Raw genomic sequence first — 26,979 nt, forward strand, 5'->3', positions numbered from 1 at the left:
GAGGTGAGGGTTCATGTCTGGTGAGGTTTTATCGCAAAATGAAATCGATGCACTGCTTTCCGCTATATCAACAGGGGAAATGGATGCAGATGAATTAAAGAAAGAACAGTCTGAGAAGAAAGTGAAAGTATATGATTTTAAGAGGGCACTCCGGTTTTCAAAAGACCAGGTTCGGAGCCTGACCAGGATTCACGAAAATTTTGCCCGCCTATTGACGACCTTCTTCTCAGCGCAATTAAGGACCTATGTCCAGATCTCGGTGGCTTCTGCCGACCAGATACCATATGAGGAATTTATCAGATCGATTCCGAAAATGACGATATTGAATGTATTCGAGGTACCCCCGCTCGATGGAAGGATCCTGATGGAGGTCAATCCTAATATTGCCTATGCGATGATGGACCGGATGATGGGCGGCAGGGGTTCGAGCATCAATAAAGTCGATACATTGACAGAAATCGAGACAAAGATCATGTCCAATACTTTTGAACGGGCATTTGAGCATTTGAGGGAGGCATGGAGCACGATTACCGAAATCGATCCTTTCCTTGCCGAATTCGAGATCAATCCGCAGTTTCTGCAGATGGTCTCCCCAAATGAAACGGTTGTCGTCATATCGCTGAACACCATGATCGGCGAAACAAGCGGGATGATTAATATCTGCATACCCCATGTTGTGCTTGAACCGATCATTCCCAAGCTTTCTGTCCATTACTGGATGCAGACAGAGAAAAAGGAAAGGGAGCCAGAGGAGCTCGGCAGGCTTGAGGACAGCATACAGAAGGCACAGGTGCCGGTTTCAGCAGAACTGGGCTCTGCCGATATTTCCATCCAGGACTTCCTTATGCTTGATCTCGGGGATGTCATTGAGCTGAACCAGGCGATTGACCGTCCGCTGACGATCAAAATCGGGGATATTCCTAAATTTACAGGACAGCCCGGTAAGGCGAATAAAAAGCTGGCTATTCAAATACTTGATACATTGAAGGGGGGAGACAGCGATGATGAGTGACGATATGCTCTCGCAAGATGAAATAGATGCCCTTTTAAGAGGAACCGACGACACAGAGGAAGACGATATTTTTTCAGTTGAAGATTACCTATCCATGATGGAACAGGATGCGCTTGGTGAAATCGGGAATATCTCTTTTGGCAGTTCTGCTACTGCTTTATCTACACTTTTGAATCAAAAGGTTGAAATAACAACCCCGACTGTTTCTGTCATATTAAAAAGAAAGCTTCAAGAGGAGTTTCCGCACCCGTATGTGGCCATCCAGGTCAGCTATACAGAAGGATTCTCAGGAAGCAATCTGCTTGTCATTAAACAATCAGATGCTGCAATCATTGCAGATCTCATGCTGGGCGGAGACGGATTGAACCCCGCAGATCTGCTTGGCGAAATCCAGCTGAGCGCCGTGCAGGAAGCAATGAACCAGATGATGGGTTCCGCTGCAACTTCCATGTCCACCATTTTCAGCAAACGGGTTGATATTTCGCCACCATCCATTGATTTTCTGGATGTGCAGCAAGGGGAAGGGACAGATAGGATTCCAGATGACGATATGCTTGTAAAGGTATCTTTCAGGCTGAAAATTGGGGATCTGATTGATTCAAGCATCATGCAGGTGGTCCCGCTGGAATTTGCTAAAAGGCTGGTTGAAGAGCTTATGAATCCGGGGGCGCAGGCTGAAAACCCGGCTGCAGATTTGAGCAAGCCTGACCCTGTGCAGGCACAGGAGCCAGCATTCCATCAACCGCCGGCAGAACCAGTGCCGGATATGGCAGCAGCCCCTCCCGGCTATGGACAGGGAACTGCGCAATACTCCGGCATGGAAACACAGACGCAGCGTCCGGCTGCCCAGGCGGCTCCCCAGCATCTTGGGGCCCATTATCCAGGCGGACAGCCGCCGCAGGTTCAGCCTGCTGTATTTTCAAACTTTGAGCCTCAGCAGCTTCAGGAGTCTGAAACAAAGAATCTGAATATGCTCCTGGATATTCCTTTGCAGGTGACAGTAGAGCTGGGCAGGACAAAGCGTTCTGTTAAAGATATACTGGAGCTTTCCGCGGGATCTATCATCGAACTGGACAAGCTTGCAGGAGAACCGGTAGATATTCTTGTCAACAGCCGCCTGATTGCAAAAGGTGAAGTGGTTGTTATTGAAGAGAACTTTGGTGTCAGGGTCACAGATATCATCAGCCAGAGCGACAGGATCAAAAATTTAAGATAACTAATATGGGGGTTAAGTATTATGGCACAGAAGATTTTGATAGTGGACGATGCGGCATTCATGCGAATGATGATTAAGGACATCCTGTCCAAGAATGGCTACGACGTTGTCGGCGAGGCAGCGGATGGGGCCCAGGCTGTAGAAAAATACAAAGAAACACAGCCTGACCTGGTGACAATGGACATAACGATGCCGGAGATGGATGGCATCACTGCACTGAAAGAAATCAAAAAGCTTAATCCTTCTGCAAAGGTCATCATGTGTTCGGCCATGGGTCAGCAGGCGATGGTCATCGATGCCATCCAGGCCGGCGCAAAGGATTTTATCGTTAAGCCTTTCCAGGCTGACAGGGTCTTGGAAGCTATCTCAAAAACCTTAGGCTAAAAGCAATTTTAAAAATAGAGGGTGCATCATGTTGCAAATAGTTAAACAATTGCTCATAACCCTGCTTCTTGCTGCAGCTGCTTTGCCGGGCCTTCAAACTGTGGCCCAGGCAGAGCAGCTGAATAACAGCGTCAAAGACTGCTTTGAGCAGAAAGCGGGAGATTGCGCAGAGCCTGCAAATGGAGCCGGCTCGGCTGCAAAGGAAGAAGGATCTGGCGGAGTTGGCATTAACAGCTGGGATATAGCCAAGATGATTTTTGCCACAGCATTTGTCATTGGCCTGCTGTACTTTCTGCTTAAATTCATCAACAAAAAAAGCCGGACCTATAAATCTTCCCAGCTTGTCGAAAATCTCGGCGGCGCCTCGCTCGGAGCCAGCAAAAGCATTCAGATCATCAAAGTAGGCAGGCAGCTTCTTGTAGTGGGTGTGGGTGATAATATACAGCTGTTGAAAGAAATAGATGATGAAGAAGAATATCATCAGATCATCAATGATTATAACAACAAAATGGAACAGCTTGTTCAGCCAAGCGATATTGTGACAAAAGTGATTCAAAGAGCAAAGGCAGCCAGAACGGCAAATGCGGCAAAATCAAAATCCGCTGAAGGCAGCAATGGTGATTTTCAGTCTGTCTTAAAAGGACAGCTGGAAGAGCTGAGCAGAGAGCGCAGGAAAATTCACCAGGAAATGGAGCAGAAGGGGCCTAAAGATCAATGAATGAATTTATGGAATTTTTCAATGCGAGCTCCCCTGATAATGTATCCACTTCAGTAAAAATGCTCCTGCTGCTGACGGTTTTATCGCTGGCGCCAAGCATATTGATTTTAATGACATGTTTCACCAGGATCATCATTGTTCTTTCTTTTGTCAGAACGGCGCTTGCTACCCAGCAAATGCCACCCAACCAGGTGCTTGTAGGCCTCTCGCTTTTTTTGACATTCTTCATCATGGCACCCACCTTCCAGGAGGTTAATGAACAGGCGCTGACCCCGCTTTTTAATGATGAAATCAATCTTGAACAGGCGTACGAAAAAGCTTCTGTCCCTTTCAAGGACTTTATGAGCGCCCATACAAGGCAGAAGGATTTAGCTTTGTTCCTGGAATATTCCGGTGCCGAAACGCCGGAATCCATACAGGATATTCCGCTGACAGCGCTGGTTCCGGCATTTGCCATCAGTGAGATAAAAACTGCTTTCCAGATTGGATTTATGATTTTTATCCCTTTCCTAGTGATTGATATGATAGTGGCCAGTGTGCTTATGTCCATGGGGATGATGATGCTTCCGCCGGTCATGATATCACTTCCGTTTAAAATTTTGCTGTTCGTTCTTGTGGATGGATGGTATCTCGTGGTCAAATCTTTACTACAAAGTTTTTAAGCAGGTGAATGAATGAGTCCCGAAACAGTTATATCGATCGCAGAGCAAGGGATTATGAGTGTTTTATATATCAGCGGGCCGCTTTTGGTGCTTGCGCTTGTCGTGGGGCTGATTGTCAGCATCTTTCAGGCGACCACCCAGATCCAGGAACAGACCTTGGCATTTGTGCCAAAGATCGTTGCTGTCCTTCTCGGTGTTGTTTTTTTCGGCCCTTGGATGCTCAGCCATATGCTTTCTTATACAAATGAAATATTTTCAAATCTGACTAGATTTGTAGGATGATGACATGCTAGATTTACTTCCGGCGTTTCCTGCTTTTTTACTGATATTTGTAAGAGTGACTTCCTTCTTTCTTCTGATGCCGCTTTTTTCTTACCGGTCAATCCCTAATACCCATAAAATTGGCTTGGGCTTTTTTCTGGCCTGGATCATCTTTTATGCGGCGGATGCCCCGGCATTTGAAATTAATGGTGCCTATTATTTGCTGATTATGAAAGAAGCACTGGTTGGGCTTGTCATAGGCTTTATATCATATTTAATCCTTTCGGCCATTCAAATAGCAGGCGGTTTGATCGACTTTCAGATGGGTTTCGCCATCGCCAATGTAATTGATCCGCAAACAGGTGCGCAAAGCCCGCTCATGGGCCAGTATTTATACACGATATCTCTGTTTTTCCTCCTGATGGTCAATGGGCATCATCTGCTCATTGATGGTATTTTCTACAGCTATCAGGCTATACCGCTCGACCAGCCGTGGATCCCGTTCGGGGATGAAGGTATGGCTGAATATATGCTGCGGGCCTTTAATTCGATGTTCATATCGGCATTCCAGATGTCTGTGCCGGTGGTCGGGTGTCTGTTCCTTGTGGATGTGGCGCTCGGAATTGTAGCAAGGACCGTTCCCCAGCTGAATGTGTTTGTAGTCGGAATTCCGCTGAAAATCGGCGTTAGCTTCATTGTTCTTGTTGCTGTTATGAGTGTCCTGCTCTATGTAGTCTCGCAGCTTTTCGGCGCGATGGCCAGTACAATGAAAGGCCTGATGGATCTGATAGGGGGAGCGTCTGGATGAATAGGATCAGGCTTGATTTACAGTTTTTCAGCGGGGAGAAGACAGAAAAGGCCACCCCCAAGAAGCGTCAGGACTCCCGTAAAAAAGGGCAGGTTGCCAAAAGCCAGGATGTCAATACAGCCTTGGTTCTGCTGGCTGTATTCCTGTTTCTCCTTTTTGCAGGCGGATATTTAAAAAATATCATCATGTATTTGCTGACGCACTCTTTTCAGGAATTTATGCTCATGGAACTGACCGAGAGCAATGTACAGGCCATTTTCCTTGCAGTCATGAAGGAATTGGCTTTGTTTCTGGGACCGGTCATGCTGATTGCCATGATTGCCGGGGCAGCAGCCAATTATATGCAGGTTGGATTTTTATTTTCAACCGAAGCCATTCAGTTTAAGCTGGAAAAAATCGATCCTATCAAAGGATTTAAAAGAATTTTTTCAATGAGGGCCATTGTGGAGCTGCTGAAGTCGGTCTTAAAGATCGGATTTGTCGGTGCGGTCACATTTGTGGTTTTATGGATGCGGATTGACGAAATCCTGATGCTTTCACAAAAATCCCCGGGGGCGGCACTGATCATTTTGGCCAGTCTTACCGTGCAGATGGGCTTATTTGCATCAGCTGCGCTTCTCTTTTTATCTGTCCTGGATTATCTCTATCAGAAGTATGATTTCGAGAAAAACATCCGGATGTCCAAGCAGGACATAAAAGATGAATATAAAAACATTGAAGGCGATCCTTTGATCAAGTCAAAGATCAAGCAGAAGCAAAGAGAAATGGCGATGAGCCGCATGATGCAGGAAGTGCCGAACGCCGATGTCGTCATCACCAATCCTACCCACTTTGCCATTGCCCTGAAGTATGATGAAGAAAAGCAGGATGCACCGTATGTGGTGGCAAAAGGCGCAGATTATGTTGCACAGAAAATCAAATATATAGCCAAAGAAAATGAGGTAATTACGGTGGAGAACAGGCCGCTGGCAAGGGCTCTGTACAGCCAGACCGAAATCGGCAGCACCATACCTGAGGAGTTTTTTAAAACGGTTGCGGAAATCCTTGCGTATGTATACCGCACCAAGAACAAAATGTAAGCAGCAGCGAAGAGGCCTGAACAGTCCGGCCATGATGACGCTTCTGAATAGAGCGGAGTCCTTCGTCTGCGTTCCATCCAACCAAGTGCCTTACGCATTTCTAAATTGTCCAGCTCCAGGCACTAGCCCCTCGAGGTCTTAAGCCACATAAGGACGGGAGGAAGAACGCCTCCCATCCTTATGCGTCTTAAGCTTGTCGGGGCTGAACAAGTGCCTTACGCATTTCTGTTAGGAGAGAGATTATGTCTGGTAGAGATTTATCGGTTGTTGTCAGTGTCATCCTGATTGTCGCCATGCTTATCATACCATTTCCATCGTGGCTGTTAAGCATCCTGATCATCATGAATATATCACTGGCGCTTCTCGTTTTGCTGATATCCATGAATATGAATGAACCGCTGCAGTTTTCCATTTTTCCATCGCTCCTGCTGCTGCTGACATTATTCAGGCTTGGACTGAATGTATCCACGACCCGGTCTATTTTATCAAAAGGTGAAGCAGGCGGTGTCGTTGAGACGTTCGGGACATTCGTTGTCGGCGGGAATGTAATAGTAGGGATGGTTGTTTTCCTTATCCTGATTATTATCCAATTTATCGTTATAACAAAAGGTTCTGAGCGTGTTTCAGAGGTTGCAGCAAGATTTACGCTCGATGCAATGCCAGGAAAGCAGATGAGCATCGATGCTGATCTGAATGCGGGGATGATTTCTGAGCATGAAGCAAGGGAAAGACGGGAAAAGGTCAGCCGGGAAGCTGATTTCTACGGCTCGATGGATGGTGCGAGCAAATTTGTAAAAGGGGACAGCATAGCCGGGATCATCATTGTCCTGATCAACCTTATATTCGGGATTGTCATTGGCATGATGCAGCAGGGACTCGGCTTCGCTGATGCGGCCAGCCGCTATTCGCTGCTGACAGTGGGTGACGGGATCGTCAGCCAGATCCCTGCATTGCTTATTTCAACCGCGACAGGAATTGTCGTGACCCGGGCAGCATCCGAAGGGAATCTGGGCAAGGATATTACTTCACAGATACTCGCATACCCAAAGATGCTGTATGTAACCGGAGCGACAATATTCCTGCTTGGACTGTTTACGCCTATCAGCAATATCCTTACTTTCCCGATTGCCGGATTGTTTGCTTTTGGCGGATTTATGTTATCAAGGGTGAAGGAGCCTGATAAAGAGCAGCTTCAGGAGATAGAGGAAGAGCTGGAAACAGATGAAATGAAGAGTCCTGAAAGTGTGGTCAGCCTTCTGAATGTGGACCCCATTGAATTCGAGTTTGGCTATGGGCTTATCCCGCTTGCAGACGCCAATCAGGGCGGAGACCTTCTTGACAGGATCGTGATGATCCGGAGGCAGCTTGCAATTGAACTGGGGCTGGTCATTCCTGTGGTGAGAATCAGGGATAATATCCAGCTGCAGCCGAATGAATACAGGCTGAAGATTAAAGGAAATGAAATGGCCCGCGGTGAGCTGCTGCTTGACCACTATCTGGCCATGAGCCCCGGGATTGAAGATGACAGCATCGACGGGATTGATACGGTCGAGCCTTCCTTTGGGCTTCCAGCCAAATGGATAACAGAGGAAACGAAAGAGCAGGCAGAAATTTTTGGCTACACGGTAGTGGACCCTCCTTCGGTCGTCTCTACCCATATTACTGAAATCATCAAAGCGAACGCCTATGATCTGCTCGGAAGGCAGGAGACAAAGCAGCTGATTGACCATCTGAAGGAAAGCTACCCGATCCTTGCAGACGAAGTCACGCCAAATCCATTGTCAGTTGGCGAAGTTCAAAAGGTATTGGCCAAGCTGCTTAAGGAGAATGTCTCTATCCGCAACCTGCCGATCATTTTTGAAACGCTGGCTGATTTTGGAAAAGTGACATCTGATACAGATCTGCTCACTGAATATGTAAGGCAGGCGCTGGCCCGCCAGATCACCAACCAGTATTCCGCACAGGGCGATTCCCTGAAAGTTGTGACATTGTCAGGGAAAATTGAAAAGCTGATAGCAGAAGGCATCCAGCAGACTGAGCATGGGAATTATCTTTCAATGGATCCGGCTGTTTCACAAAGCATCCTGGAATCGATCGCTTCCCAGGTGGAGCAGCTTTCCATCATGGACCAGTCGCCTATCGTTCTTTGCTCGCCAGCCGTTAGGATGTATGTGAGACAATTGACAGAACGGTATTTCCCGCTCGTGCCGATCCTTTCCTATAATGAATTGGAAGCAAATGTAGAAGTACAAAGTGTAGGGGTGGTGAACATCGATTGAAAGTAAAAAAATTCACGGCACCTTCAATGCCTGAAGCAATGAAAATCATCCGCGAAGAGCTTGGCAGCGATGCAGTCATCCTGAATTCCAAAATGGTGCAGACAAACGGATTCCTAGGGTTTTTCAAGAAAAGGAATATTGAAGTCATTGCAGCAATAGATCCTGAGCCCAGCCAGCCTAAGGAAGTATTAAAAGAAAAAATGATCGAGCCTCCGCCTGTAAAGGCAGCTGAATTTTTTCCAAAAGCAGGGGGACCTTCTTCGGAAGAACTGGCAGCGGAAATCCGGGAGCTTAAGCGTTTAATGCAGCAGTCTTCTTCTGGAGGAAGCTTAAGAGCCCTATCTTCCCTGCCGCTTCCGCTCAAGAAAGTTCAGGAAGAGCTGGCAGGACAGGAAGTGGAACCTTCAATCATTGAAGAGCTTATGGAAAAGCTTTTGGTAAAATGGTATAAATCTGACTTAGAACCGGATTTAAACAAGGTTAATAGCTGGCTGAGGGAACTTTTGACGGCAAAGCTCGAAACAGCCCAATATGGCGGAATTGCGTTTGATCACAAAATCATTAACTTTGTCGGACCTACAGGCGTTGGAAAAACGACTACTCTGGCTAAAATAGCTGCTGAATGTGTGATAAAGCAAAAGAAAAAAACGGCCTTCATCACTACAGACACGTATAGAATCGCTGCCATCGACCAGCTGAAAACATATGCAGATATTCTCGATGTGCCTATGGAAGTATGCTATACAGAGGAAGATTTCAAGGCTGCAGTGGACACTTTCAAGGACTTTGAGGTCATTTTGATTGATACAGCGGGACGCAATTTCCGCAACCCGAAATATGTCCAGGAGCTTAAAAGCCTGCTTGAGGCAGAAAGCAGCCTGACCTATCTGGTCCTATCGTTAACATCCAAGCAAAGGGATATGGAAGAAACAATCAAACAATTTTCAGTAGTGGACATTAACAGGTTCATATTCACAAAAGCAGATGAAACGTCGACCTTTGGACCGCTGCTCAACATAATTGATAAAACAGGAAAAGGGGCAGCCTATCTGACTACCGGCCAAAATGTTCCGGATGATCTTGTGCCCGCCGGCCCGAAAACAATAGCCGGGGCGATAATGGGAGAATCAAAGTATGAATGACCAGGCAGAACAGCTTAGAAGGAAACTGAGGAACGGGGAAGATAAGGCTTCAGCAAAGACTATCGCTGTAATAAGCGGGAAAGGAGGAGTAGGGAAATCGAATTTTTCCCTGAACTTCTCCCTTTCACTCCAGGAAAAAGGGCATGATGTTCTGCTGCTGGATCTTGATATCGGAATGGGGAATATAGATGTCCTGCTTGGCCTTGCTTCTCCTTATTCGGCTGCGGACTATTTTGCAGGCAATGCTTCACTCGAGAAAATCATTTCAGTGGGACCGCATGGACTCCATTACATAGCAGGGGGAACAGGCCTTTCTCAGCTGGCCGAGATCTCAGCACCGGTGCTTGACCAATTTTTCTTGGATTTCTCGGAGCTGTTTTCTAAATATGAATATATCATTCTGGATATGGGTGCGGGAATCAGCAGCCAATCTCTTCATTTTATTTTATCCGTGAATGAACTGATAGCAGTGACAACCCCTGAGCCGACTTCTTTGACCGATGCTTATGCTGCTTTGAAGTTCATCCATCTCAGGGACAATAAGATGCCGATTAGTATAGTCGTCAATAAAGCAGAAACAGAGAAGGAAGCAGCCTCGTCGTTTAACAGGATATCACAAGTAATGGAAAGCTTCCTGGGAAAAAAGGTCACAAGGCTTGGCGCTGTTCCTGATGACCGCAGCGTTCAGCAGGCCGTAAGGAAGCAGACCCCTTATCTGCTTTATAAAAGAAGCTCGGCAGCTTCAAGGGCCACTCTTGACATTGCTGATTTTTTCCTGCAGCAGAACGGGAAGCAGCAGGCTGATGGAAAGGTTCCCTTTATGTCGCGGCTTAAGCAATTGCTTTTTGAAAAGGGGCGGAGCTAAATGGGCAAGATCAATGTACTCGTAGTGGATGACTCTGCTTTTATGAGAAAGCTTATCTCTGACTTCCTCTCTGAGAATGAACAAATCAATATATGCGGAACCGCTAAAGATGGGGAAGATGCTTTAAGGAAGATTGAGGAATTGAAGCCGGATGTCGTTACCATGGATGTGGAAATGCCGAAGCTTAATGGACTTGATGCATTAAAGAGAATCATGGAAGTTCATCCCCTTCCTGTCGTCATGCTGGCCAGTGCCACCAAAGAAGGCGCAGAAAAGACAATGAACAGCATCCAGCTCGGAGCTGCCGATTTTATCTCAAAGCCTTCAGGTTCTATTTCACTGGACTTGTTCAAAATTAAACAGGAGCTTGCAGAGAAGGTCATTGCTGCAAGCAGGATATCAGCTGCCAAACTGGCAGACAAGCCTTTATATGGAAAAAATACTATTAAGCTATACGAAAATTATAGTAAAATAGAACCAGAGACTTTCGGACCGCCCCTTAAGCCAGGCAGCCTGCCCGCAGCAGACAAGCTTGTGTGCATCGGTACCTCAACCGGCGGGCCGAGAGCGCTTCAAAAGGTGTTTTCCAAGCTTCCAGGGACCCTGGATGCACCAGTGCTTGTTGTCCAGCATATGCCTCCAGGCTTTACCAAGTCATTGGCTGACAGGCTGGATCTCTTGTCGGAGCTGTGTGTAAAAGAAGCCGAGCACGGCGAATTGCTGAAAAAAGGGACAGCTTACATAGCGCCCGGGGGCCTTCACCTGACAGTACAGCAGACGAAAGCCGGCTTGATGGCGGTCTTAAGTGAAGCTGCGCCGGTCAATGGGCACAGGCCATCAGTAGATATACTGTTTGAGTCGGCAAGCATGATTGAAAATTGCCATAAAATCGCTGTAATCCTGACTGGCATGGGTTCGGACGGGACAAAAGGCTTATCAGCAATCAAGAGCAAAGGAAATGCTTCTGCTATTGCAGAATCAAAAGATTCAGCGATTGTATTCGGAATGCCGAGGACGGCAATAGAAACCGGGCTTGTCGATAAAGTTGCGAATATAGAAGAAATTGCTGAAAAAATAAAGAGCTATGTTTAATTCAGAGGGGTGAAAGCGCCATGGAAATGAGCCAATATTTAGAAGTATTTATTGAAGAAAGCAGGGAGCATCTGCAAGCGATTAATGAACATCTGCTTGAACTTGAAAAGAATCCTGCCGATTTGAAAATAATTAATGAAATATTCAGATCTGCCCATACGTTAAAAGGAATGTCTGCCACAATGGGTTACGAAGACCTGGCCCGCCTGACCCACCAGATGGAGAATGTTCTTGACGCTATTAGAAATCAAAAGATAGGCGTCACGCCTGAACTCCTGGATACCGTTTTCCTGGCAGTCGATGATTTGGAAGCCATGGTATTATCCATTTCAGAAGGAGGGGATGGAAAGCGCGATGTCGGTACGGCGGTAAAGCAGCTGGAGCTGATTGAAAATGGCCAAACCCCTTTAATGGAATCGCGTCAGGAAGCGGCGGCTGCGGCTGCTGCAGAAGCAGAAGTTCCTGCAGAGCTGAGAAGTGATTATGATGAATTTGAACGGACTGTGCTCAGCCAGTCAAAGGAACAGGGCTTTGACGTTTTCGAGATATCCATCTCTTTAAGGGAAGATTGCCTCCTGAAGGCTGCGAGAGTATTTATGGTGTTCGAAGTATTGGAGAAGTCCGGTGAAATCATTAAGTCCAATCCTCCTGTGGACGTGCTGGAGGAAGAGCAATTTGATTCAGCCTTTACGGTCACGCTGGTTACAAAGGAACCAAAAGAAGAGATTCAGGCGAAGATCATGAAAGTATCAGAAATTGAAAAGGCAGAAATCATAAACATTGACCTGATGCCTGCCAATCCGGCTGAAGAAGAACCGGCGCCTGCAGCCGGCATCATCCAGCCTGTGGAAGAACCAAAAGAAGAAAGCAGGAATGGTGCACCGGCCAAACAGGCAAGCAGCAAAACAATCCGGGTGAATATAGAGCGTCTGGATATATTGATGAATCTGTTTGAAGAGCTTGTCATCGACAGGGGAAGACTTGAGCAGATTTCGAAAGAGCTCAACAACCAGGAGCTCCACGAAACCGTTGAAAGAATGTCCCGCATCTCAGGAGACCTTCAGAATATTATTCTCAATATGAGGATGGTGCCTGTTGAAACGGTATTTAACCGCTTCCCTAGGATGGTCCGCCAGCTGGCCAGGGACCTGAATAAGAAAATCAATCTTGAAATTGTAGGTGCAGAAACAGAACTGGACAGAACGGTCATAGATGAAATCGGCGATCCTTTAGTACACTTGATCCGCAATGCACTGGATCACGGAGTTGAAACTCCGGAAGTACGGAAGGCGAACGGGAAAAATGAAGAAGGGACAGTCGTTCTGAAAGCGTACCACAGCGGCAACCACGTCTTCATCGAACTGATCGATGACGGAGCTGGCATAAACCGTGACAAAGTCCTGCAAAAAGCTGTCAAAAACGGCATTATAACGGAGCAGGCAGGCGCTTCATTAACTGACAAACAGGTGTACGAGCTCATTTTTGCATCCGGTTTTTCCACTGCAGACAAAATCTCGGATGTTTCCGGCAGGGGCGTAGGCCTGGATGTAGTGAAAAGCACCATTGAATCATTAGGCGGAACAGTCACGATTGATTCCCAGGAAGGAAAAGGCTCAACCTTCTCCATCCAGCTTCCGCTGACACTTTCCATCATTTCTGTCATGCTGATTGAAGTACAGAAGGAAAAGTATGCGATTCCTCTTTCGTCTATTATTGAAACGGCAATCATTAAAAAAGAGGATATCATGAATGCCCACAACCAGAAGGTCATAGATTTCCGCGGCAAGGTCGTTCCGCTTCTGTTCCTGAAGGATGTGTTCGATGTTCCTGTGCATTTGGAGGAAGATGGTTATTATTCGGTGGTCATCGTCCGCAAAGGGGACAAGATGGCTGGACTGGTAGTCGACTCGTTTATTGGACAGCAGGAGATCGTGCTTAAATCACTCGGAGGCTATCTGAATGATATTTTTGCAATTTCCGGAGCTACGATCCTTGGGGATGGGCAGGTTGCATTGATTGTTGACTGCAATGCTTTAATAAATTAATAGACTGGCATGAAAGCTACTGCCAATTCAGGGAGTGTATGAAATGAGTGAAACAATGACCGCAGATTTAAAACTGATCATTTTCTTATTAAAAGATAAAGAATATGCGATACCGGTCTCTCAAGTAAGATCAATCGAGAAAGTACAGCATATTACAAGAGTGCCCGGGGCAGCCTCCTCTGTCAAAGGAGTGATCAATCTGCGCGGCGTGGTTACCCCGATCATTGACCTGAGGACAAGATTCGGTCTTGAACAGAAAGAGTATAGTGACAGCACAAGGGTCATCATCGCCTCGGCCGATGAGATGGAAGTCGGCCTCGTGGTTGACGGGGCCAATGATGTGATCGACGTATCAGAAGATTCTATAGAACCATCGCCGAACGTGATCGGCGCCGAGGAGGCGGAGTTCATAAGCGGCGTCGTCAAAGTGGAAAAACGCCTGCTGATCCTGATCGACCTTGGAAAGATTCTGGAAGGCGGAGAAATGAAGCTGGCAGGCCATGAGTAAGCAGACCGGCAGCTTCCTGCACGGCATTTCATCCCTGCACCTGGACCTGCTGAAGGAGATCGGCAATATCGGGGCAGGGCATGCAGCAACCGCTCTGTCGACTTTGCTGGATAAAAAGATTGATATGAGAGTCCCGAATGTTAAGATCGTCTCATTTGATGAAATGATGGAAATGGCCGGGGGCCCGGAAAATGTAGTGGCCAGCGTTTTTCTGAGAATCGAGGGCGATGCCCCCGGAAGCATGTTCTTCATCCTTCCGGTGGAGCAGGCCGAATCCTTCATCCGGAAGATGACTGCTGATGACAGATTTCAGCTGGCAGAACCGCCTTTTGATGAAATAGGGCTGTCAGCTCTGCAGGAAATGGGCAATATTCTGGCAGGCTCCTATTTGTCCTCACTCTCTGATTTTACAAATCTTTCACTCTATCCTTCAGTGCCTGCACTCGGAATCGATATGGCAGGAGCGATCATCAGCTTCGGCCTTATAGAGCTTTCCCAGGTGAGCGACAGTGCAATTGTCATCGAGACAACTTTGACTGAAGTGGCACCGGCTGTCACGCATACATTAAAAGGCCATTTTTTTCTGCTGCCCGACCCCTGCTCCTTTGAAGTGATTTTCAGCTCTTTGGGAGTATCGGGCGATGAATGAAATTGCCAGCATCATCAAGGTCGGTATAGCAGATTTAAAAATCGCATCTATGCCTGACATACTGCGCACCTCGGGACTTGGCTCCTGCGTAGGAGCAGCGGTATATGACCAGTCATCAGGCCTCGCGGGAATGGCACATATCATGCTTCCTGATTCTTCCCTTGCGCGAGCCGGTTCAATCAATAAGCTGAAGTACGCCGATACAGCGATCGAAGAACTTGTAAGGCAGATGGTCCGGCACGGGGCAAGTCCGGGATTTCTCAGGGCCAAGATTGCCGGAGGGGCGCAGATGTTCCAATTTTCTTCAGGAAGCGACCTTATGAGAATCGGGCCGAGAAATGTGGAAGCAGTCAAAATAGCCCTGCAAGTGCATAATATCAGGCTGATTGCAGAGGATGTCGGAGGAAACAGCGGAAGGACAATAGAATTCAACACGAAGACGTCCATGCTGCAGATCAAAACGGTCAACAAAGGGGTCACTGAGCTGTAGGGCAGCCCTGCTCGAACATGAAAACAATTCTAATAGCTTCATCCCCGGGCACAATCCATCTCCAGAAAAAAGTCAGCCATTTGAATGGGGCTGATTTTTTTCCGCTTTTGGCCCAGTGAAAAAGCGGGATGAGCTGACTGAGGATATATAGGAAATGTTTCCTGAATCTGAGAATTTCAACTGCTGCAATATTAATAGGAAAGCAATTTTGATATAATTTACAAATACTAAACCGGGCTTGCGCTTAAGGAGGTATACGTACGAATGCATGGACAATCATCTGATGAACAAGCATATTGGGCATTATGGCAGCAAAGCCGTGATGCTGAGGCCGGCAATTCCCTTGTAAAAAGATATATGCCTCTAGTGAGCTATCATGTTCAGAGAATCTCTGCCGGCCTCCCGAAAAATGTTTCCAGGGATGAGCTTAGGAGCCTCGGCTTGATGGGGTTGTATGATGCGCTTGAAAAGTTCGATCCCACAAGGGACCTGAAGTTTGATACGTACGCTTCCTTCCGGATCAGAGGATCGATTATAGATGGCCTGAGAAAAGAGGACTGGCTTCCAAGGAGCACAAGGGAAAAAGCAAAAAAGATCGAAGCTGCAGCGGAAAGGCTGGAGCAGCATCTAATGAGAAAGGCGACGGCGGCTGAAATCGGGAAAGAAGTGGACCTGCACGAAGATGAAGTGCAGACGGTCATGAGCGAGCATTTTTTCGCAAATGTCCTTTCAATGGATGAACAGCCTCAGGATCAGGATGAGAAGGATGGAGCAACCTATATCCTTAAAGACCATCGCGCAGTGGTCCCGGAGGAGAAGGTGGCAAAAGATGAACTCCTGTCAGAGATGGCCGATGCGGTTTCCTGCCTGAATGAAAAAGAACAATTGGTCATCAGCCTTTTCTATAAAGAAGAGCTGACACTGACAGAGATTGGCCAGGTGATGGGGCTTTCCACTTCAAGGATATCCCAGATCCATACGAAAGCCATATTCAGCTTGAGGCATACACTTCAAAAGATCATGTAAATGGCTTGGCCCGAGGGTATCATGCACTGCTGATAACAGCAGGAGCGATCTGAAGGGAAGTGTCCGATATGAGTTTGAAGCTGATTGAAATGCAGGTTGCCCTTCCAAGGATGCAGGATGCATCCAAGATCCAGGAGCAGCTGCAGCAGAGAGGACAAATGATGAACGACCAGGCGGCAAGGGCTGTGCAGAAGCAGGAGGAGAAGGACAGGAAGTCGGTCGTGAAGAAGCATTCCCGGCTTCAGGCCGGCTGGCAGAAGGAACGGAGCCCAAACAGCGGCGGATCGCTGCCTGAAAAGGAAAAGGAAGAAAAGGATGAAATCGTAAAAGAGGTTCATCCCTACAAAGGAACATCAATTGATTTTAGAAGATAGAGGGATTCAATGACTATTTTTCTGCTGGCAGTCAGTTTGATTATCAATCTGATTCTCATTTTTGCAGTAGCACTATTGTATATGCGCCAAAATCGCCTTTTTGAAATGGAGAAAAGGCAGGGGCAGTCATTCAGGGAAGTGGAAGATGCAATAGCCGCTTTCATAGTAGAAATAAAAGAAGATAACGACAAGCTGCTGAGGAACATTCAAAAAAGCTCACAGCCTGCAGGGGATGTTCATTCTAAAACAAATGGGACTGCGGCTGCCCAAGCTGCAGATGCCGGTGCGGGCAGAGTGAAAGGTCCTCCCGCACCCCATCTGAGAAAAGGTTCCTCGATGCAGAAGAAGGCTGCCCAGGCGTACAGCCAAAAGAAGGAGCCGATGCCGGAGGATTATATGCTTTTCCCCGAGGATATTGTCGAGCTCGGAGAAGCCTCCCAGAGCGGGGCTGAACCTTCCCAGGCAGAACCTGAAGAAAGCGGACAGGCAGGCGGATCCATCCTGGAACAGGCCCAAACCCTTCACGATCAGGGGTTTGCCGAAGAGGAGATAGCCAGGAAACTTGGCAGGGGGAAAACTGAAATATCATTATTATTGAAATTTCGTCAAAATCGGCAGGAATAACTTGATTGTAAAAGTCACTTGTGCTATATTTACTCATGGTGTTAATACACACGCCTATGGATTCAGGCAATTGGTGCTGTTTTGTACAGTTTTTGACTGAAGATGATATGGGCGGAGGCAAACAAACCATTAGGAGGAACTAACATGTCAGTAATTTCAATGAAACAGCTGCTTGAAGCTGGTGTACACTTCGGTCACCAGACTCGCCGCTGGAACCCTAAGATGAAGAAATATATCTTCACTGAGCGTAACGGCATCTACATCATCGACCTTCAGAAGACGGTCAAGAAAGTAGAAGAAGCTTATAACTACGTGAAAGAACTTGCTGGTAACGGCGGAACAATCCTTTTCGTTGGTACAAAGAAGCAAGCTCAGGATTCTGTTAAGGAAGAAGCTCTCCGTTCTGGTATGTACTTTGTAAACCAGCGCTGGTTAGGCGGAACTTTAACTAACTTTGAAACAATCCAGAAGCGTATCACTCGCTTGAAGGACATCGAAAGAATGTCTGAAGACGGAACTTTCGAAGTGCTTCCTAAGAAAGAAGTTGTACAGTTAAGAAAAGAACAAGAACGTCTTGAAAAATTCCTTGGCGGAATTAAAGATATGAAGACTCTTCCAGACGCTCTATTCATCATTGACCCGCGCAAAGAGCGCATTGCAGTTGCAGAAGCTCACAAGCTGAACATCCCTATCGTCGGCATCGTTGATACAAACTGCGATCCGGACGAAATCGATGTTGTTATCCCTGCAAACGATGATGCTATCCGCGCTGTTAAGCTTCTGACAGGTAAAATGGCTGATGCTATCCTTGAAGCTAAGCAAGGGGAAGAAGTAACAACTGCTTAATGTCTGTAAAGGTGATAATAGGGAGCACCCTTTATCACCTTTTTTTAAAGAAAATATGAAAATTACATATATTTAAGGAGGATTTCACTATGGCAATTACTGCTCAACTCGTTAAAGAATTGCGTGAAAAGACTGGCGCTGGAATGATGGACTGCAAAAAGGCGCTTCAAGAAACAGATGGTGATATGGAAAAAGCAATCGATTTCCTTCGCGAAAAAGGTATCGCTAAAGCTGCTAAAAAATCTGACCGCATCGCGGCAGAAGGGACAACTTACATCCTTGCACAAGGCAATGAAGCTGTCATCCTTGAAGTGAACTCTGAAACAGATTTCGTTGCAAAAAACGAAGGCTTCCAGGTTCTTGTAAAAGAATTGGCAGAGCACCTGCTAAAAAACAAGCCTGCTTCTGCTGAAGAAGCTGCTTCACAAACAATGGAAAACGGTGCGACTGTAGAAGCGCACATCAATGCTGCAATCGCTAAGATCGGAGAAAAGCTTTCCCTCCGCCGTTTTGAAGTGAAAAGCAAGACTGACAGCGACGCATTCGGTGCTTACCTGCACATGGGCGGACGCATTGGCGTTCTGACTGTTCTTGAAGGTTCAACTGATGAGCAGGCTGCTAAAGACGTAGCTATGCACATTGCTGCATTGAACCCTAAATATGTGTCACGCGATGAAGTTTCTGCTGAAGAAGTAGAGCGCGAGCGCCAGGTTCTGACTCAGCAGGCTTTAAACGAAGGCAAGCCTGAAAACATTGTTGCAAAAATGGTAGAAGGCCGTTTGAGCAAATATTTTGAAGACGTTTGTGTCCTTGACCAGGCATTCGTTAAGAATCCTGACCAAAAGGTTCGCGACTTCGTAAAATCAACTGGCGGAACTCTTAGCGAATTCGTTCGCTATGAAGTAGGAGAAGGCATTGAAAAGCGCGAAGACAACTTTGCGGAAGAAGTTATGAACCAGGTGAAAAAATAATAGATAAAAGCCGTTGAATCTGCTTTTATGAAGGTAATCGGGGAACACATTGTGTTCCCTCTTTTTCAAGAAATCATGTAATTCCAATACATATGGAGGTTCTTATGAGCAGCCCTAAATACAAACGAGTTGTCTTAAAATTAAGCGGTGAAGCTTTAGCAGGAGAGCAGGGCTTCGGCATTAATCCTTCTGTCATCAAGTCGGTTGCACAGCAGGTGAAGGAAGTTTCCGATCTTGGGGTCGAAGTGGCGGTCGTCGTAGGCGGCGGCAACATCTGGCGCGGGAAGATCGGGGAAGAGATGGGGATGGACAGGGCGAATGCAGACTATATGGGCATGCTTGCAACTGTCATGAATTCCCTTGCCCTTCAGGACAGCCTTGAAATGCTGGATGTTGAATCACGCGTTCAGACATCCATCGAAATGCGCCAGGTTGCAGAGCCTTATATCCGCAGGCGTGCAATCCGCCATCTGGAAAAAAAGCGTGTCGTAATCTTCGCAGCCGGTACTGGCAACCCGTATTTTTCAACAGATACTACAGCAGCACTGCGTGCTGCTGAAATCGAAGCAGAAGTTATCTTAATGGCGAAAAATAATGTAGATGGGGTATACTCCGCAGATCCTCGGCTAGATGTAAATGCGGTTAAATATGAAGAATTGTCTTATCTGGATGTCCTGAAAGAGGGGCTTGCCGTAATGGATTCAACAGCTTCCTCCTTATGCATGGACAATAATATTCCGCTTATTGTATTCTCAATTATGGATAACGGCAATATTAAGCGTGCCGTATGCGGTGAAAAAATCGGAACGATCGTCAGGGGGAATAAATAATGCCAAAACAAGTTATTTCAAACTCGAAGGAACGTATGACAAAAGCAATCCAGGCGTATTCACGGGAGCTTGCAAGCATCCGCGCAGGCCGGGCAAGCGCTTCGCTGCTTGACAGAATCACTGTGGATTATTATGGGGCGCCTACACCGGTCAACCAGCTTGCTGGAATTTCCGTGCCTGAGGCCCGCCTTCTCGTCATCCAGCCTTATGATAAGAGCATTCTTGGAGAAATCGAAAAGGCGATCATTAAATCTGACCTTGGCCTGAATCCTACGAATGACGGGAATCTGCTTCGCCTTGCCATCCCTGCCCTGACTGAGGAACGCAGGAAAGAGCTTGTGAAGGTAGTCAAAAAAGAATCAGAAGATGCAAAGGTCGCAATCCGCAACATCCGCCGCGATGCCAACGATGATCTGAAGAAGCTGGAGAAAAACGGCGAGATTACTGAAGATGACCTTCGCGGCTACTCAGATGACATCCAGAAGATGACAGATGAGCATATCACAAAGGTCGACAGCATCACAAAAGACAAAGAAAAAGAAATTCTTGAGGTTTAATTCTTTTTCCGGTGTTATATCAGCTAAATATACAAGAACCCTCTATGTATATAGGGGGTTTTTTTGCTCATATGGCGATATGGAGCATAATTATGGCATCCTGCCATAATGTGCTGCTTCTTGTATTCTTATTTTTATTATGTTTACATATTCTTTTTTATAGAGATATCTTCATTTATTTTTGGTATGATAAGAACGTGCGGATTTTGGGAACAGGCAAATCGTACATTTTGGGGAAAGATCTTTTTTCGGAGGATAAGAGAAACGCATTTTGAAGGAGCCGTCTTATGTTAAATAAAATTAAAAAATGGAAGAACCAAGCACCTTCTTCCGATCTCCGAGAGCGCATAATAAAAATAAGGGAACAAAAAGTACCTTCTCATGTAGCGATAATAATGGATGGGAATGGCCGCTGGGCCAAAAAGCGGGCCCTGCCGAGAATAGCAGGGCACCATGAAGGGATGAAGGTGGTCAGGAGGACGACTAAGCTTGCCAACGAGCTCGGAATCAAGACTCTGACCCTTTACGCTTTTTCGACTGAGAACTGGAAACGGCCGAAGCTTGAAGTCGATTATCTCATGAAGCTTCCGGAAGAATTCCTGGGAACTTTCCTTCCAGAGCTGGTTGAGGAAAATGTCCGTGTCCAGATGATAGGCTATAAAGATAAGCTTCCGGGCCATACACTCAGAGCGATTGAAAAGGCAATGGAAGAAACAAAGGACAATGATGGCCTCATTCTGAACTTTGCTCTCAATTACGGCAGCCGGGCAGAAATACTCGAAGCCGTCAAACGGGTCTTAAATGATTGCCAAAGTGGCATAATGGAAGAAAGTGAACTGAATGAAGAAGTTTTTTCAGCCTACCTAATGACTGAAGGGCTGGAAGATCCCGATCTTCTGATCCGGACAAGCGGAGAAATCCGCCTGAGCAATTTCATGCTGTGGCAGCTGGCTTATACGGAGTTCTGGTTCACAGATGTATTATGGCCGGACTTCACTGAGGGAGAATTGCTCGAGGCCATTGAGGTGTTCCAAAACCGTCAGAGGCGGTTCGGAGGAGTATAATAAAGGTGTTGAAAACTAGATGAAGCAAAGAATCATAACAGCGATCATATTTGGAGCTATACTAATCCCTGTTGTCATATACGGAGGGACACCGGTTGTGCTGCTTGCCTATGTGCTTGCCGCAGCGGCTTTATTTGAAGTATTGAAAATGCGCAGGCTTAAGATGTTATCAGTGCCCGGCATTATTACACTTGCTCTATTATGGGGGCTGATGCTTCCTGATGGTGCACAGGAATGGCCGGCATTGCAGTTTGCTGCCGGATCAAAGACAGAAATCGGGATGCTTGCTGTCCTGCTTTTGCTGACCTATACCGTGGCATCAAAGAACAGATTTACTTTTGATGATGCAGCCTTTTCAATTCTTGCATCGATATATGTGGGGATTGGCTTTTACTATTTTATTGAAACACGTGAAGCAGGCATTTTATTTATCTTTTTCTCTTTATTCATTGTATGGGCAACAGATTCCGGTGCCTATTTTATCGGGAAAGCCATGGGGAAAAACAAGCTGTGGCCTGAAATCAGTCCGAATAAAACGGTGGAAGGCTTTATAGGCGGGGTCGTATGTGCGGTCGCCGTTGCAGTTCTGTTCGTCCTGCTGACTGATATAGACGCGACACTGATGCAGCTTACTTTCATCACGATTGTTCTGTCTATCTTCGGCCAAATAGGAGATCTGGCAGAATCGGCGCTTAAAAGGCATTATGAAGTGAAAGATTCCGGGACAATCCTTCCCGGGCACGGCGGCATCCTGGACAGGTTTGACAGCCTTTTATTCGTATGGCCGCTTCTGCATTTCTTCCAGCTGCTTAACTAGCCGGGAGAGTCTAGCTTGTTGAAACAATAGGAGTTGAACAATAGTGAAATATATTAGTTTAATGGGGGCAACCGGTTCTATCGGCACCCAGACCCTTGATGTTATAAGGGAGCATCCAGAGCAATTCAGGCTGGCCAGCATGAGCATCGGCAGAAACCTTGAACTTGGCAGGAAAATTATGTCGGAATTCAAACCTGAGCTGGTAGCGGCTGCAGAGAAGAATGATGCAGACACACTCGCAGGCGAGTTCCCGGGAATTAAGTTTGCTTATGGCCAGGAAGGGCTTATAGAAACAGCCGTACATCCAAAAGCAGATGTCCTCGTTAACGCTGTCCTTGGCAGCGTCGGCCTTCAGCCGACACTTCAGGCCATTGAAGCAAAGAAAACAATTGCGATTGCCAACAAGGAAACACTTGTCACTGCAGGCCATATCGTCATGGATGCAGCCAGGAGAAACGGTGTGGAGCTTCTTCCTGTCGACAGTGAGCACTCCGCTATCTTCCAGGCGCTTCAGGGGGAAAAAGAGAAGAATATCGATAAACTCATCCTTACAGCGTCCGGGGGAAGCTTCCGCGATAAAACAAGGGAAGAACTCAAAGATGTGACTGTTGAACAGGCTTTAAACCATCCAAACTGGTCTATGGGAGCTAAAATAACCATTGATTCTGCAACAATGATGAATAAAGGTCTTGAAGTGATAGAGGCCCATTGGCTGTTTTCTATAGCATATGAAAAAATTGAGGTCCTTCTTCATAAGGAAAGCATCATCCATTCTATGGTGGAATTCCATGACAGCTCTGTCATCGCCCAGCTGGGGACGCCTGATATGAGGGTGCCGATACAGTACGCCCTGACATATCCGGACCGCCTTCCCCACCGGACCGGCAAGAAGCTTAATCTGGCAGAAATCGGACAGCTTCATTTCCAGGAGATGGATTACAGCCGATTCCGCTGCCTGCAATTCGCATTTGATGCCGGCAGGCGGGGAGGCACACTTCCTGCTGTCCTGAACGCAGCTAACGAAGCGGCGGTTGCAGCTTTCCTGGAAGGTAAAATCACTTTCCTCCAGATAGAGGATTTAGTCGAAAAGGCTATGGAAAAGCATGCTGTTTCAGATAACCCGGGCCTCGAGGAAATCCAGGAAGTTGATCGTCAGACAAGGCAGCTGGTAAACTCGCTTCTATAAGCTGGTGTTCAGTACAGGAAAGAGTAGATCCAAAGAGGGTTTTGGCGCTTGAAGATTGCCGGCTTTCCGGCTCCATGCGCCATCCGCTTGCGGGAAAGCCGGCTGGCGAAAAGTCAAATAAAAACCTATCAGCCTGTTACCCTTGAAGCCTGCAGGATGAGGGCCAGGCAGACTATCCCGCACGGCGCGGGCAGCTTTCGCTTTTCTTACTGAACAACCTCTAAAAAAAGGTGGTTATATTTTTGGATACTGTGATAGCCTTTATTATCATTTTCGGAGCCCTTGTTTTTTTCCATGAGTTGGGGCACTTTGTATTCGCCAAAAGGGCCGGCATTCTTTGCCGTGAATTTGCCATAGGTTTCGGCCCCAAGGTGTTCTCCCATAAAAAAGGAGAAACTGTCTACACCATCCGTCTGCTTCCGATTGGGGGATTTGTCAGGATGGCAGGGGAAGATCCTGAAATGGTGGAAATCAAACCGGGCTATCGTGTTGGTTTGATTTTGGATAATGACGAACGGGTCAGCAAAATCATCCTTAATAATAAAGATAAATATCCGGATGCAAGGCCGATTGAAGTGGAATATGCCGACATCGAGCATGATCTTGTCATCCGCGGCTATGCCGAGGGTGAAGAGGAAGAAAGGCTTGTTTCATATCCGATCAACAAGGATGCTCTCCTTGTCGAGGATGGTGTGGAAACGCTCATCGCCCCGTATGACAGGCAGTTTGCTTCCAAGACGCTCGGACAGAGGACCATGGCCATATTTGCCGGACCGATGATGAACTTCATCCTTGCATTTGTCGTATTTGTACTGATCGGTCTTCTTCAGGGGATGCCGACAAACGAACCTGAGCTTGGCCGGCTGACGCCTGATGGAGCTGCGAAGGAATCTGGCCTCCTTGAAGGAGATCAGGTCCAGAGCATCAATGGCGCTGAAATCTCTAGCTGGAACGATGTGGTGGAAATCATCCAGAAGAGTCCAGGTAAAGAGCTGGATTTCATCCTGAGCCGCGACGGAGAAGAGCTTGAAATCCCTGTAACTCCTGAGGCAAGGGAAGTTGAAGGGGAAAAAGGCAAAGAAACCATTGGCATAATCGGCGTCTACAGCCCGATGGAGAAATCTCCGCTGAAAGCCATCGCTTATGGTGCAGAAGAAACATACACATGGACGAAAGAAATTTTCGTCATGCTTGGTAAGCTTGTCACAGGCCAGTTCTCCATTGATGCTTTATCAGGCCCTGTCGGCATTTATGTATCAACAGATACAGTGGCTAAATCAGGCATCTATTATCTGATGAAATGGGCAGGAATACTGAGCATCAACCTTGGAATCATGAATCTGCTCCCAATTCCGGCACTTGATGGCGGAAGGCTTATGTTTTTTGCAGTGGAAGCATTGCGGGGCAAGCCGATCGACCGCAACAAGGAAGGGATGGTCCATTTTATCGGATTCGCCCTCCTTATGCTGCTGATGCTTGTTGTCACATGGAATGATATCCAGCGTTTCTTCCTGCAATAGAATAAAATAAACATCTGCGGCTATCTCCAGAACCGGCGATAGCCCAGTTTTTTCTCCGGATACCCGGGAAACAGGACAAGCCCTTACACTGATTAAGAATCAATATATGAAACGAAGAGGTGCTGATTATGAAGCAAAGCATGACACTTATCCCAACTTTAAGAGAAGTACCGGCAGATGCCGAGGTCAGAAGCCACCAGCTTCTCCTCAGGGCAGGATTCATCCGCCAGAACGCAGCGGGTGTATACAGCTATCTGCCAATGGCACGAAAAGTGCTGCAGAAAATCGAGGCAATCGTCCGGGAAGAAATGGATGACGCAGGGGCGAGCGAACTGTTGATGCCTGCGCTCCAGCAGGCTGAGCTGTGGCAGGAATCAGGAAGATGGTATACATACGGGCCAGAGCTTATGAGATTAAAGGATCGTAATGACCGGGAGTTTGCTTTGGGTGCAACCCATGAAGAAGTAATCACCAGCCTGGTACGTGACGAAGTAAAATCATATAAAAGACTGCCATTGACGCTTTATCAGATCCAGACAAAATTCAGGGATGAACAGAGGCCGCGTTTCGGAATTCTGCGCGGGCGCGAATTCATCATGAAAGATGCGTACTCTTTCCATTCTTCACAGGAAAGCCTTGATGAAGTTTACAGCAGGCTCTTTACAGCCTACTCTAATATCTTTACACGCTGCGGACTGAACTTCAGGGCAGTTATTGCTGATTCTGGCGCTATGGGCGGAAAAGATACCCATGAATTCATGGTGCTTTCCGATATCGGGGAAGATACGATTGCTTATTCCGATGCTTCGGATTATGCTGCCAATGTTGAAATGGCACCAGTCATCAACGCATATGCGAAAAGTGATGCCGCTCCAAAGGAATTGGAAAAGGTCCAGACGGAAAATCAAAGGTCGATTGAAGAAGTGTCTTCATTCCTGAATGTGTCAAGCGAGGAATGCATTAAATCCCTTCTTTTCAAGGTTGATGACAAATATGTGCTGGTTCTTGTCCGCGGTGACCACGAGGTAAACGATATTAAACTGAAGAACCTCTTCTCAGCTGCTTCGGCTGAATTGGCTTCTCCGGAAGAAACACGCAGCATCCTTGGCTGTTCTGTAGGATCACTGGGCCCAATCGGCGCTAAAGATGTTGAAATTGTTGCAGACCATGCTGTGGAAGCAGTAGTGAACGGCGTATGCGGTGCGAATGAAGAAGGATTCCACTATATCAATGTCAATGCCGGACGCGATTTTGAAGTCTCTCAATTTGCCGATCTCCGCTTTATCCAGGAAGGCGACCTCTCGCCGGATGGAAACGGCAAAATCCTTTTTGCAAAGGGCATTGAAGTCGGCCATGTCTTCAAACTTGGCACCCGCTACAGTGAAGCAATGAATGCCGTTTACCTTGACGAGAACGGCCGTACCCAGCCGATGATCATGGGCTGCTATGGCATCGGGGTATCCCGTATCCTTGCAGCAATCGCCGAACAGTACAACGATGACAAAGGCTTCATATGGCCGGCAGATCTCGCGCCATTCAAGGTTCACGTCATTGCCGTAAACATGAAGGACGAAGCTCAGGCAGGCCTCGGAGAAGAGCTTTACAAAGAACTCCGTGGAAATGGCTATGAAGTACTCTTTGACGACAGGCCCGAAAGAGCCGGCGTAAAATTTGCCGACGCCGACCTCATCGGACTTCCAGTCAGAATAACAGCCGGCAAAAAAGCCTCCGAAGGCATCGTCGAAGTAAAAGTAAGAAGCACAGGCGAAATGGAAGAAATCCACAAAGATCAGCTATTAGAGCATATTGCGTCCATCCTTACTTCACAAAAGTAATTTAGACTAAAAACGGATCCCGCTGCGGGGTCCGTTTTCATTTGGGGAAAACAGTTAGTGAAAGATTCATTTCTATGTAGGATATTTAAAAAGTTATTAGAACTAAAAAAAAATATAAA

Annotated in this window: 28 protein-coding genes; all 28 read left to right on the forward strand. The window is 46.9% G+C overall.

Annotated elements, in window-relative coordinates; all coding sequences use genetic code 11:
* Positions 1–13 precede the first annotated feature (13 nt).
* The 28 genes from fliM (at position 14) to CYJ37_RS00380 (ending at position 26,860) form a co-directional block, all read left to right on the forward strand.
* Positions 14–1,012: a flagellar motor switch protein FliM gene (gene fliM, locus CYJ37_RS00235; RefSeq protein ID WP_009795892.1), complete on the forward strand. Its 999-nt coding sequence runs from the start codon at positions 14–16 to the stop codon at positions 1,010–1,012.
* Positions 1,002–2,228 carry a flagellar motor switch phosphatase FliY gene (gene fliY / locus CYJ37_RS00240; protein ID WP_009795891.1) on the forward strand — a complete coding sequence of 409 codons (1,227 nt, stop codon included), beginning with the start codon at positions 1,002–1,004 and terminating at the stop codon, positions 2,226–2,228. The genes fliM and fliY overlap by 11 nt, the downstream gene beginning before the upstream one ends.
* 21 nt (positions 2,229–2,249) lie before the next feature.
* Complete coding sequence (locus tag CYJ37_RS00245; RefSeq protein WP_009795890.1) at positions 2,250–2,612, forward strand: response regulator; 363 nt, start codon at positions 2,250–2,252, stop codon at positions 2,610–2,612.
* Positions 2,613–2,640: 28 nt separating this feature from the next.
* Positions 2,641–3,330: a flagellar biosynthetic protein FliO gene (locus tag CYJ37_RS00250; RefSeq protein ID WP_101547493.1), complete on the forward strand. Its 690-nt coding sequence runs from the start codon at positions 2,641–2,643 to the stop codon at positions 3,328–3,330.
* Entirely contained in the window at positions 3,327–3,992 is a 666-nt protein-coding gene (fliP, locus tag CYJ37_RS00255) for a flagellar type III secretion system pore protein FliP (RefSeq protein ID WP_009795888.1), read from the forward strand. The genes CYJ37_RS00250 and fliP overlap by 4 nt, the downstream gene beginning before the upstream one ends.
* Positions 3,993–4,004: 12 nt before the next feature.
* A complete protein-coding gene (gene fliQ / locus CYJ37_RS00260) occupies positions 4,005–4,274 on the forward strand; it encodes a flagellar biosynthesis protein FliQ (RefSeq protein ID WP_009795887.1) in 270 nt (89 codons plus the stop codon).
* Between the two features lie 4 nt (positions 4,275–4,278).
* Positions 4,279–5,061, forward strand: a complete 783-nt coding sequence (gene fliR / locus CYJ37_RS00265; protein ID WP_009795886.1) for a flagellar biosynthetic protein FliR — start codon at positions 4,279–4,281, stop codon at positions 5,059–5,061.
* The gene (gene flhB, locus CYJ37_RS00270) at positions 5,058–6,140 is read left to right on the forward strand and encodes a flagellar biosynthesis protein FlhB (protein ID WP_009795885.1); all 1,083 of its coding nucleotides are present in this window, start codon (positions 5,058–5,060) and stop codon (positions 6,138–6,140) included. Before fliR ends, flhB begins: the two co-directional genes overlap by 4 nt.
* 242 nt (positions 6,141–6,382) lie before the next feature.
* The gene (gene flhA, locus CYJ37_RS00275; RefSeq protein WP_009795884.1) at positions 6,383–8,419 is read left to right on the forward strand and encodes a flagellar biosynthesis protein FlhA; all 2,037 of its coding nucleotides are present in this window, start codon (positions 6,383–6,385) and stop codon (positions 8,417–8,419) included.
* Positions 8,416–9,561, forward strand: coding sequence for a flagellar biosynthesis protein FlhF (gene flhF, locus CYJ37_RS00280; RefSeq protein ID WP_101547494.1), 1,146 nt, complete (start codon positions 8,416–8,418; stop codon positions 9,559–9,561). The genes flhA and flhF overlap by 4 nt, the downstream gene beginning before the upstream one ends.
* Positions 9,554–10,426 (forward strand): MinD/ParA family protein, encoded by an 873-nt coding sequence (locus CYJ37_RS00285; RefSeq protein WP_101547495.1) that lies wholly within the window; start codon positions 9,554–9,556, stop codon positions 10,424–10,426. Before flhF ends, CYJ37_RS00285 begins: the two co-directional genes overlap by 8 nt.
* The gene (locus CYJ37_RS00290) at positions 10,427–11,518 is read left to right on the forward strand and encodes a protein-glutamate methylesterase/protein-glutamine glutaminase (RefSeq protein WP_009795881.1); all 1,092 of its coding nucleotides are present in this window, start codon (positions 10,427–10,429) and stop codon (positions 11,516–11,518) included. It begins immediately after the preceding gene.
* A gap of 20 nt (positions 11,519–11,538) precedes the next feature.
* Complete coding sequence (locus CYJ37_RS00295; protein WP_101547496.1) at positions 11,539–13,563, forward strand: chemotaxis protein CheA; 2,025 nt, start codon at positions 11,539–11,541, stop codon at positions 13,561–13,563.
* Between the two features lie 43 nt (positions 13,564–13,606).
* A complete protein-coding gene (locus CYJ37_RS00300; RefSeq protein WP_009795879.1) occupies positions 13,607–14,071 on the forward strand; it encodes a chemotaxis protein CheW in 465 nt (154 codons plus the stop codon).
* Positions 14,064–14,720, forward strand: coding sequence for a chemotaxis protein CheC (locus CYJ37_RS00305; RefSeq protein WP_101547497.1), 657 nt, complete (start codon positions 14,064–14,066; stop codon positions 14,718–14,720). Before CYJ37_RS00300 ends, CYJ37_RS00305 begins: the two co-directional genes overlap by 8 nt.
* Positions 14,713–15,210 (forward strand): chemotaxis protein CheD, encoded by a 498-nt coding sequence (locus tag CYJ37_RS00310; protein WP_009795877.1) that lies wholly within the window; start codon positions 14,713–14,715, stop codon positions 15,208–15,210. The genes CYJ37_RS00305 and CYJ37_RS00310 overlap by 8 nt, the downstream gene beginning before the upstream one ends.
* A 264-nt stretch (positions 15,211–15,474) precedes the next feature.
* On the forward strand, positions 15,475–16,236 hold the full coding sequence (locus tag CYJ37_RS00320; protein ID WP_009795875.1) for a FliA/WhiG family RNA polymerase sigma factor: 762 nt from the start codon (positions 15,475–15,477) through the stop codon (positions 16,234–16,236).
* Between the two features lie 68 nt (positions 16,237–16,304).
* Positions 16,305–16,610: a hypothetical protein gene (locus tag CYJ37_RS00325; protein ID WP_009795874.1), complete on the forward strand. Its 306-nt coding sequence runs from the start codon at positions 16,305–16,307 to the stop codon at positions 16,608–16,610.
* Positions 16,611–16,619: 9 nt separating this feature from the next.
* Complete coding sequence (locus tag CYJ37_RS00330; protein ID WP_101547499.1) at positions 16,620–17,234, forward strand: hypothetical protein; 615 nt, start codon at positions 16,620–16,622, stop codon at positions 17,232–17,234.
* 144 nt (positions 17,235–17,378) lie between these two features.
* The gene (gene rpsB / locus CYJ37_RS00335) at positions 17,379–18,080 is read left to right on the forward strand and encodes a 30S ribosomal protein S2 (RefSeq protein ID WP_009795872.1); all 702 of its coding nucleotides are present in this window, start codon (positions 17,379–17,381) and stop codon (positions 18,078–18,080) included.
* Positions 18,081–18,169: 89 nt separating this feature from the next.
* Positions 18,170–19,051, forward strand: coding sequence for a translation elongation factor Ts (gene tsf / locus CYJ37_RS00340; protein ID WP_009795871.1), 882 nt, complete (start codon positions 18,170–18,172; stop codon positions 19,049–19,051).
* 104 nt (positions 19,052–19,155) lie between these two features.
* A complete protein-coding gene (gene pyrH / locus CYJ37_RS00345; RefSeq protein WP_009795870.1) occupies positions 19,156–19,881 on the forward strand; it encodes a UMP kinase in 726 nt (241 codons plus the stop codon).
* Positions 19,881–20,438, forward strand: coding sequence for a ribosome recycling factor (gene frr / locus CYJ37_RS00350; protein WP_009795869.1), 558 nt, complete (start codon positions 19,881–19,883; stop codon positions 20,436–20,438). The genes pyrH and frr overlap by 1 nt, the downstream gene beginning before the upstream one ends.
* A gap of 287 nt (positions 20,439–20,725) precedes the next feature.
* On the forward strand, positions 20,726–21,502 hold the full coding sequence (locus CYJ37_RS00360; protein WP_009795867.1) for an isoprenyl transferase: 777 nt from the start codon (positions 20,726–20,728) through the stop codon (positions 21,500–21,502).
* A 19-nt stretch (positions 21,503–21,521) separates the two neighbouring features.
* Positions 21,522–22,319 (forward strand): phosphatidate cytidylyltransferase, encoded by a 798-nt coding sequence (locus tag CYJ37_RS00365; RefSeq protein ID WP_009795866.1) that lies wholly within the window; start codon positions 21,522–21,524, stop codon positions 22,317–22,319.
* A 43-nt stretch (positions 22,320–22,362) separates the two neighbouring features.
* Positions 22,363–23,505: a 1-deoxy-D-xylulose-5-phosphate reductoisomerase gene (locus CYJ37_RS00370; protein WP_101547501.1), complete on the forward strand. Its 1,143-nt coding sequence runs from the start codon at positions 22,363–22,365 to the stop codon at positions 23,503–23,505.
* A gap of 242 nt (positions 23,506–23,747) precedes the next feature.
* The gene (rseP, locus tag CYJ37_RS00375) at positions 23,748–25,025 is read left to right on the forward strand and encodes an RIP metalloprotease RseP (protein ID WP_094767430.1); all 1,278 of its coding nucleotides are present in this window, start codon (positions 23,748–23,750) and stop codon (positions 25,023–25,025) included.
* A gap of 128 nt (positions 25,026–25,153) precedes the next feature.
* Entirely contained in the window at positions 25,154–26,860 is a 1,707-nt protein-coding gene (locus tag CYJ37_RS00380; RefSeq protein WP_009795862.1) for a proline--tRNA ligase, read from the forward strand.
* Positions 26,861–26,979: the final 119 nt, after the last annotated feature.

This window comes from Bacillus sp. UMB0728, from assembly GCF_002858875.1.
GTDB classification, from domain to species: Bacteria; Bacillota; Bacilli; order Bacillales; family Cytobacillaceae; genus Bacillus_AB; species Bacillus_AB infantis.